The following is a 7,720-nucleotide window of genomic DNA, read 5'->3' as shown; positions in this document are numbered from 1 at the left end:
CCCGCTGGCCGGCATGATCCGCGCCGCCACCGCCGCGCCTGCGCCTGCTCCTGCGCCGCAGGCCGCGCCAAAGGCCCCGGCCGCGAACCTGAACCGCCGGCCATGGCTTGCGCTGGCGGCCTCGGCCGCGCTGGCCGCGCTTGGCCTTGGCTGGTGGGAATGGTCGGGGCGGGGCGCCGATGGGCTGCCGGGCGCCGAGCTGGCGGCGCTGGACGAATTGCCCTCGGGCGAGGTGCGGGTGCTGGCGGACGGCACCGAGATCAGCATGATCGCCTCGTTCCAGCTGGCCGGGGGGCAGTTGTGCCGCGAATATGAAACCGCCCGCGCGCGCGCGCTGCGCACCGTGCTGGCCTGCCGCGACGCGGATGGCTGGCAGGCGCGCTTCGCCGCCCAGGCCCAGGCGGACGGCGCGGACTACCGCCCGGCCTCGGGCCCCGAGAGCATCGAGGCGGCGCTTGCCGCCCTGGGCGCGGGCGAGCCGCTGACCCCCGAGGACGAGGCGCTGGCCCTGCGCGCCCTGCCGGGGGAATAGTTCGGAGCCCGCCGCGTAATCCTGTGGACAGATAGGAGAACGCCATGACCGCCCGGACCCTTCTTGCCCCGACCCTGCCGCTTCCCCGGCCGCGCCGGTTGATCGCCGCGCTGCTGGCCCTGGCCATCATCGCCGCCGCCTGGGGCTTGCCCGCCACGCTGGAGCCGCGGGGGCGGATGACGCTGGCCGTCTCGGCGCTGGCGGTGCTGGGCTGGGTCGGCACGCGCCTGCCGGAATCGCTGGTGGCGCTGGCCGCCGTGCTGGCACTGGTGCTGGGCGGCGTGCTGAGCGAGGCGCAGCTTTTCGCCGCGCTCGGCAGCGAGCTGATCTGGCTGCTGCTTTCGGCCTTCGTCATCGCCGCCGTGGCCAGGGATGCCGGGCTGACCCAGCGGCTGGTCGCGCCGCTGATGCGCCGGGGGCTGCGTTTCGCGCCCTTCGCCCTGCTGCTGGCGCTGCTGGTGGCGGCGACGGCCTTCGTGCTGCCCTCGACCTCGGGGCGGGCGGCGCTGCTGCTGCCGGTCTTTGCGGCGATCGCCGGCGCTCTGCCCGATCCGGCGCTGCGAAAGCCGCTGGCGCTGCTGTTTCCGACGGTGATCCTGCTGTCCGCCGGCGCCTCGCTGATCGGGGCGGGCGCGCATCTGCTGGCCGCCGCCAGCATCCGCAGCGCCACCGGCTTGCAGCTGGGCTATCTGGACTGGGCCATGCTGGGCCTGCCGTTTTCGCTGGCCGCCAGCCTGGCCGGGGCCGCGCTGATCCTGCTGCTGTTCGTGCCGCGCGCCTTGCTGATGGCGCCGCTGCCCCGGATCGAGACGCCGCGGCCGGACCCCGCGACCCGCCGCCGCCAGGCGCGCATCGCCCTGGTGCTGGCGGCGGTGGTCGGGCTGTGGCTGACCGCGCCGCTGCACGGCATCGGCATGGCGCTGGCGGCGCTGGCCGGGGCGCTGGTGCTGCTGACCCCGCCCTTTGCCACCCGCAAGCCCAAGGAGATCTTCCGCGCCGTCGATGTCGAGCTGCTGCTCTACATGGCCGCGACCGTGCTGATCGCCCAGGCGATGACGGCGACGGGGACGGACCGCTGGCTGGCCGGCCATGCGCTGGCCGCGCTGCCGCCCGTGCTGACCGGGAATCGCGCCGCCGTGGTGGCGCTGCTGGCCGCGGCATCGGTGGCGGCGCATCTGGCGATCACCTCGCGCTCGGCCCGCGCGGCGGTGCTGATCCCGGCGCTGGCGCTGCCGATGGCGGGCTGGGGCCACGATCCGGCGCTGATGATCCTGGTCGCGGTCATGGGCACCGGCTTTTGCCAAAGCATGATGGCCTCGGCCAAGCCGGTGGCGATCTTCGGCCATGCCGAGGGCGCGGGCTTCGCGCAGCGCGACCTGATGCGGCTGGCGCTGCCGCTGGCGCCGGCCGTGACCGCGCTGCTGGTCGGCTTCGCCCTGCTGGTCTGGCCCGCGCAGCTGGAGCGGATGCGCGGCGGGGCGCAGGAAGCCCCGGCCTCGGTGTCGGCTCCGGCCCCGACCATTTCCGCCACCCGGCCCGTGCCCCGGCCTGCGCGACTTCCGGCCGAGCCGCACCATCCCCGCGCCATGGGCGAGTTGCAGCGGCTGCAGCACGAGGTGAACCGCGCCCTGCGCCCGGTGGGCCTGCGCATCACCATCCGATAAGATCGTTTCGGATCAATGGGAAAGGGCGGCTCCGGCCGCTCTTTTCGCTTCCTGCCACAAATTTTTCGCATCGCGCCGGAATAATCCACGGGTCCGGGCCGTAATCCTGCCAGACAACAGAAAAAAGGATGCCGGATATGTCCCTGACCGTTCTGATCGCACCCTCGGGGTTCAAGGAATCGCTTTCCGTCAATCAGGTGGCCGAGGCCATCGCCCGCGGCATCCGCCGCGCCGCCCCGCATGCGACCATCCTGACCGCCCCCATGGTCGATGGCGGCGAAGGCACGACCGAGGCGCTGGTCGCCGCCACCGGCGGCCGCATGGTCGCCACCACCGTCACCGGCCCCCTGGGCCAGCCCGTGGCCAGTTTCTGGGGCATGATGGGCGGCGACGGCCCGCGCAGCGCGGTGATCGAGATGGCGGCGGCCGCCGGCCTGTCGCTGGTGCCCCGCGACCGGCGCGACCCGACGCTGACCACCAGCCGCGGCGTCGGGGAACTGATCCTCGAGGCGCTGGACCAGGGCGCCACCCGCATCCTTGTGGGCTGCGGCGACAGCGGCATCAACGACGGCGGCGCCGGCATGGCGCGGGCGCTTGGCGCGCGCTTCCTGGACGCCCAGGGGCGCGAGCTGCCCGAAGGCGGCGGCGCGCTGGAGCATCTGGAACGGATCGACATCGCCGGGCTCGATCCCCGGCTGGCGGGGGTGCGGATCGACGCGGCGGTGAACTGGCACAACATGCTGCTGGGCCCGCGCGGCGTCGCCCGCGTCTTCGGCCCGCAAAAGGGCGCCACGCCCGAGCAGGTCGAGGCGCTGGACCGCGGCATGACCCGCCACGCCGCCGCGATCCTGGCGGCGACCGGGCGCGACGTGGCGGGGATGGCGGGCGCGGGCGCCTCGGGCGGGCTGGGGGCGGGGCTTGCCGGCCTTGCCGGCGCGACGCTGCATCCGCGCTTCGACATCATGCTGGACTACCTGGATTTCGACCGGCTGCTGGCCCGCGCCGACCTGGTCATCACCGCCGAGGGCGCGCTGGACGGGCAGAGCCCCTATGGCAAGGTGCCCTGCGAGGTCGCGCGCCGCGCCGAGGCGCTTGGCGTGCCGACCGTGGCGCTGGCCGGCACCATCGGCAAGGGCGCGCGCCAGACCTATGAACACGGGATCGCCGCCTATGCCTCGATCATGCGGCGGCCCTGTTCGCTGGGCAAGGCGATCGACGAGGGCGGCAAGCTGCTGCGCGCGGCGGCCGAGAACACCATGCGCATGCTGCTGGTGGGCCAGCGCCTGGCCTGGCGCGCCCGCGACGCCTGATGAACATCGCGACTTGCGCCCCCGGTCGAACCGGCAACCGGGACGCGCGGGGAACGGCCGCCCAAGGCCGCTCCGATCCTGCCGGTCCAACGCAAGTGACGGAGAACGACCATGGCAAAGATACGTGGCAACGACGACGACAACCGCCTGTTCGGCACCAGTGTCGCCGACCAGATCTGGGGCATGTCCGGGGACGACAGCATCTTCGGCTACCAGGGCAACGACAGCATCTATGGCGGCGCCGGCAACGACCGCCTGGATGCCGGACAGGGCCATAACCGGGTCTGGGGCGGCGAGGGCAACGACGTGATCCTGGCCGGTGCCGGCAACGACACCATCGACGCGGGCAGCGGCAATGACGTGGTGCGCGCCGGCAACGGCAACAACCGCATCACCCTGGGCGAGGGCAACGACCAGGCCTTTACCGGCAACGGCCGCGACCATATCGCCGCCGGCGACGGCAACGACGTCGTCCGCGCGGGTGCCGGCGCCGACACGCTGATGGGCGGCGAGGGCGACGACCGCCTGTTCGGCGAGGCCGGCAACGACCGGCTGGTCGGGCACGAGGGCAACGACACGCTGAACGGCGGTGCCGGCAACGACACCATGACCGGTGGCGAGGGCGCGGATGTCTTCGTCTGGAACGGCGGCCGCGACCGGATCACCGATTTCGACAGCGACGACGACCGCATCAACCTGTCGCATTACGCCCGGTTCGACGGTTTCGGCGACATCCGCGCCGCGGCGAGCCAGGTCGGCAACGACGTCGTGATCCGCGCCGGCAACGACCGGCTGGTGATCGAGGACATGCGGCTGGGCCAGTTGGGCGGCGACGATTTCAGCTGGTAGGCGGCTTATCCACGGCAGGCGACGGCGGCGCGGGCAGGTCCGCGCCGCTGCGATGCTATGCGCCCCGCGGCCCCGGATCAGGGCCCGGCATCGTCGGCAGGACGCCCCGGCCCAAGGCCCATGCCGGTGCCCATGCCCCCGCCCATGCCGCCACCGCCGCCCTTGCCGCCTTCGCCGCGCCCGCCCTTGGACGAGCCGCCAAGCTGGCGGGCCGGACCTTGCAGCGGGATCACCGCATCGGACGGCACCGGCGCAAGGTCCAGCGCCTTGCGGATGAAATCGCGCAGCGAGACGACCAGCTCGGCGGTGTGGATCGTCCGGCCGGCGGCCATCTCGGCGGCGGCATGGCTGGCCAGGCGCACCTGTTCCTCGGTCCCCAGCAGGATGATGTCGGAAAGCGCCGCCTCGACCGCGTCGCGGATGCGCCGGGCGCGATCCGAGCCGCCGGCCTCATCGCCGCCCGCCTCTTGCGCGCGCTGCCGCAGGTCGCGCAAATGCGTCGGATCGACCAGCAACTCGCCGGTGAAGGAACCGCCCAGCACCTTGTAGGCGGCGATCAGCGTGCGCAGCCGCTCGTTGATCTGCCGGTTCATCCGCTGCTGGCGCTGCTGGATGGTCAGCAGCATCAGCACCCGGATGCCGACGCCGATCAGCGTGAACAGCGCAAGGCCCAGCAGCGTGGTCAGGATCCCCTGCCAGGTGCTGAAGTCGAAATAGCGCATCGGAAACTCCCTGGCTCGGCCGCGATCCCCGGCCCGTTTATCCCACCGCTTCGCCGCGATGCGCCAGAGGGTTTTGCGGCCCATGCCGCGAAAGGCCGGCGTCGCTTGTCGCCGGCGCGGGGATGCGGCCGCGCGTCTGGAAGGCGGCCGATGCCTCTGGGGTGGACCGGCCGGCGTTTTTCCGCAAACTGCCGGACCATGGCGCACCGGCGGTCGCCCGGCTGCGCCATGGTCGATCTTCGTGCTGCCGGGGCGATCCCGGCATGCCAACCCCTTCGGAGGCCGAAATGACCAGGACCGTCGAAACCCCGCGCCCCAGCCGCCCGGCCTTTCTGGGCGAGCTGTTCGAGGTGCTGACGAACCGCGGCCGCCGCCTGCTGGGACGGCGCGGTGCCGGCGCCGCCACCGAGTCGCCCGACCTGTGCGAACTGGGCGAGGCGCTGCTGTCGCGGCGGGGCGAAGCCTCGGGCGTGGCCATCGCCCAAGACCTGCTCGCCGCCTTCGAGGATGCCGACGAGGCGACGCGGCTGGCCTTCCTGCACGACCTCGCCGAGCGTTTCGGCCCCGACCCGGCGGTGGTCCGCGCCGCGCTGGAGGCGGTGCAGCGCGACCCCGAGGACACGCTGGCCATCGAGGCGCTGCACGAGGCGACCGAGCCGCGCCGGCAGGAGCTGCTGCGTCGCCTGAACCTTGCCCCCGGCGGCACGGCGGCGCTGGTGCGGATGCGCGAGGAGCTGCTGGCCCATCTGGAGGATAATCCCGCACTGCGCCGGGTGGACCTGGATTTTGCGCATCTCTTCGCCTCCTGGTTCAACAGGGGGTTTCTCGTGCTGCGCCATATCGACTGGAACACGCCCGCCAGCATCCTGGAAAAGATCATCCGCTACGAGGCGGTGCATGCCATCCAGAACTGGGACGACCTGCGCAACCGCCTGCAGCCGACCGACCGGCGCTGCTACGGCTTCTTTCACCCGCAGCTGGTGGACGAGCCGCTGATCTTCGTCGAGGTGGCGCTGACCGAGGAGATCCCGGACAATGTCGCGGGCCTTCTCGACCTCGACCGCCAGCCGATCGAGGCGGAGCGCGCCAGCACCGCGGTGTTCTACTCCATCTCGAACACGCAGCGGGGCTTGGCCGGGGTGTCCTTCGGCAATTTCCTGATCAAGCAGGTGGTCGAGGAACTCAAGGCGGAACTGCCGAACATCCGCAGCTTCGTCACGCTGTCGCCGGTGCCCGGCTTTGCCGCCTGGCTGGCCCGGCAGCGCCAGGACGAGATGTCCGAACTGATCGGTGCCGACCAGCGCCTGGCCTTCGCCCTGCTGGACGATCCCGACTGGCACCGGGACCGGGCCGCGGCCGAAAGCCTGCGCGCGCCTCTGTTGGCCGCCGCCGCCACCTATTTCCTGCGCGCCCGCGACGGCAAGGGCCGCGTCGTCGATCCGGTGGCGCGCTTCCACCTGGGCAACGGCGCCCGGTTGGAGCGGCTGAACTTCCTGGGTGACGTCTCGGCCAACGGGCTCAAGCAGGCGCATGGGCTGATGGTGAACTACCTCTACGACCTCGACCAGATCGAGGCGAACCACGAAGCCTTCGCCGAAGGCAGCGCCATCGCCGCCTCGGACAGCGTGACGCGCGCGCAGCCGATTTCCAACGCATGAACCACGGGGACCATTCATGAGCGACAACCTGTTCGACCTTCTCGCCACCCGCATCCGCGACCCCGAGGCCGTGGCCATCGAGACGCCGGCGGGCGAGCGCATCCGCTACGGCGACCTGATCGCCCGCAGCGGCCGCATGGCCAATGCGCTGGCGGGGCTTGGCGTCCAGCCCGGCGACCGGGTGGCGGCACAGGTCGAGAAATCGGTGCAGGCGATCATCCTCTATCTCGCTACCTTGCGGGCGGGGGCGGTGTTCCTGCCGCTGAACACCGGCTACACCCCCGCCGAGATCGGCTATTTCCTGGGCGATGCCGAGCCCAGGGTCTTCGTCTGCGATCCCGCCCGGCAGGAGGCGCTGCGCGAGCCCGCGGAAGCCGCCGGCGCCCGCATGGTCACGCTGGACGCCGAGGGGCGGGGCAGCCTGACCGACGCCGCCGATGCCGCCCCCGAGGCTTTCGCCACCGTGGCCCGCGACAGCGACGACCTGGCCGCGCTGCTTTACACCTCGGGCACCACCGGCCGGTCGAAGGGCGCGATGCTGACGCATGGCAACCTGGTCTCGAACGCCCTGGTGCTGTGCGATGCCTGGCGCTTTGCCGCCCAGGACGTGCTGATCCACGCCCTGCCGATCTTTCACACCCACGGCCTGTTCGTCGCCACCAACGTGGCGCTGTTCTCGGGCGCCTCGATGATCTTCCTGCCGAAATTCGACGTCGACCGGATCTTCGAGGCGATGGCGCGGGCGAGCGTGCTGATGGGCGTGCCGACCTTCTACGTCCGGCTGCTGCAGGAACCGGCGCTGGATGCCGCGGCCACCGCGAAAATGCGGCTGTTCGTCTCGGGCTCGGCGCCGCTCCTGGCCGAGACGCATCGCGAATGGCAGGTCCGCACCGGCCATGCCATCCTGGAACGCTACGGCATGACCGAGACGAACATGAACGCCTCGAACCCCTATGACGGCGCGCGCATCGCCGGCACCGTCGGC

7 protein-coding genes are annotated in these 7,720 nt (G+C 72.1%); 6 read left to right on the top strand and 1 reads right to left on the bottom strand.

Features of this window, described 5'->3' with window-relative positions; all coding sequences use genetic code 11:
- From FE811_RS27690 to FE811_RS24730, 4 genes are all read left to right on the top strand, one after another.
- Window positions 1-532: hypothetical protein (locus tag FE811_RS27690; RefSeq protein ID WP_181180963.1), on the top strand; the 532-nt coding region annotated here is incomplete at its 5' end.
- A gap of 44 nt (window positions 533-576) precedes the next feature.
- Window positions 577-2,196, top strand: coding sequence for an SLC13 family permease (locus FE811_RS24740; protein WP_181180962.1), 1,620 nt, complete (start codon window positions 577-579; stop codon window positions 2,194-2,196).
- A 137-nt stretch (window positions 2,197-2,333) separates the two neighbouring features.
- Complete coding sequence (locus FE811_RS24735) at window positions 2,334-3,506, top strand: glycerate kinase (RefSeq protein ID WP_116171335.1); 1,173 nt, start codon at window positions 2,334-2,336, stop codon at window positions 3,504-3,506.
- Window positions 3,507-3,617: 111 nt separating this feature from the next.
- Entirely contained in the window at window positions 3,618-4,355 is a 738-nt protein-coding gene (locus FE811_RS24730) for a calcium-binding protein (RefSeq protein WP_116222801.1), read from the top strand.
- Between the two features lie 77 nt (window positions 4,356-4,432).
- Here the strand turns inward: FE811_RS24730 and FE811_RS24725 are convergent, their stop codons facing one another.
- Complete coding sequence (locus FE811_RS24725) at window positions 4,433-5,077, bottom strand: hypothetical protein (RefSeq protein WP_116222800.1); 645 nt, start codon at window positions 5,075-5,077, stop codon at window positions 4,433-4,435.
- A gap of 287 nt (window positions 5,078-5,364) precedes the next feature.
- Between FE811_RS24725 and FE811_RS24720 the strand changes: the two genes are divergently transcribed.
- Both FE811_RS24720 and FE811_RS24715 read left to right on the top strand, forming a co-directional pair.
- Complete coding sequence (locus tag FE811_RS24720) at window positions 5,365-6,735, top strand: malonyl-CoA decarboxylase (RefSeq protein WP_116222866.1); 1,371 nt, start codon at window positions 5,365-5,367, stop codon at window positions 6,733-6,735.
- 16 nt (window positions 6,736-6,751) lie between these two features.
- A partial coding sequence (locus FE811_RS24715) for an AMP-binding protein (protein ID WP_140849168.1) occupies window positions 6,752-7,720 on the top strand: 969 nt, incomplete at its 3' end.

The sequence above is a fragment of the Paracoccus sp. FO-3 genome (genome assembly GCF_006386455.1).
Taxonomy (GTDB): domain Bacteria; phylum Pseudomonadota; class Alphaproteobacteria; order Rhodobacterales; family Rhodobacteraceae; genus Paracoccus; species Paracoccus versutus.
Note: the sequence above shows the minus strand (reverse complement) of the source record. Positions and strands in the feature narration are given on the sequence as shown.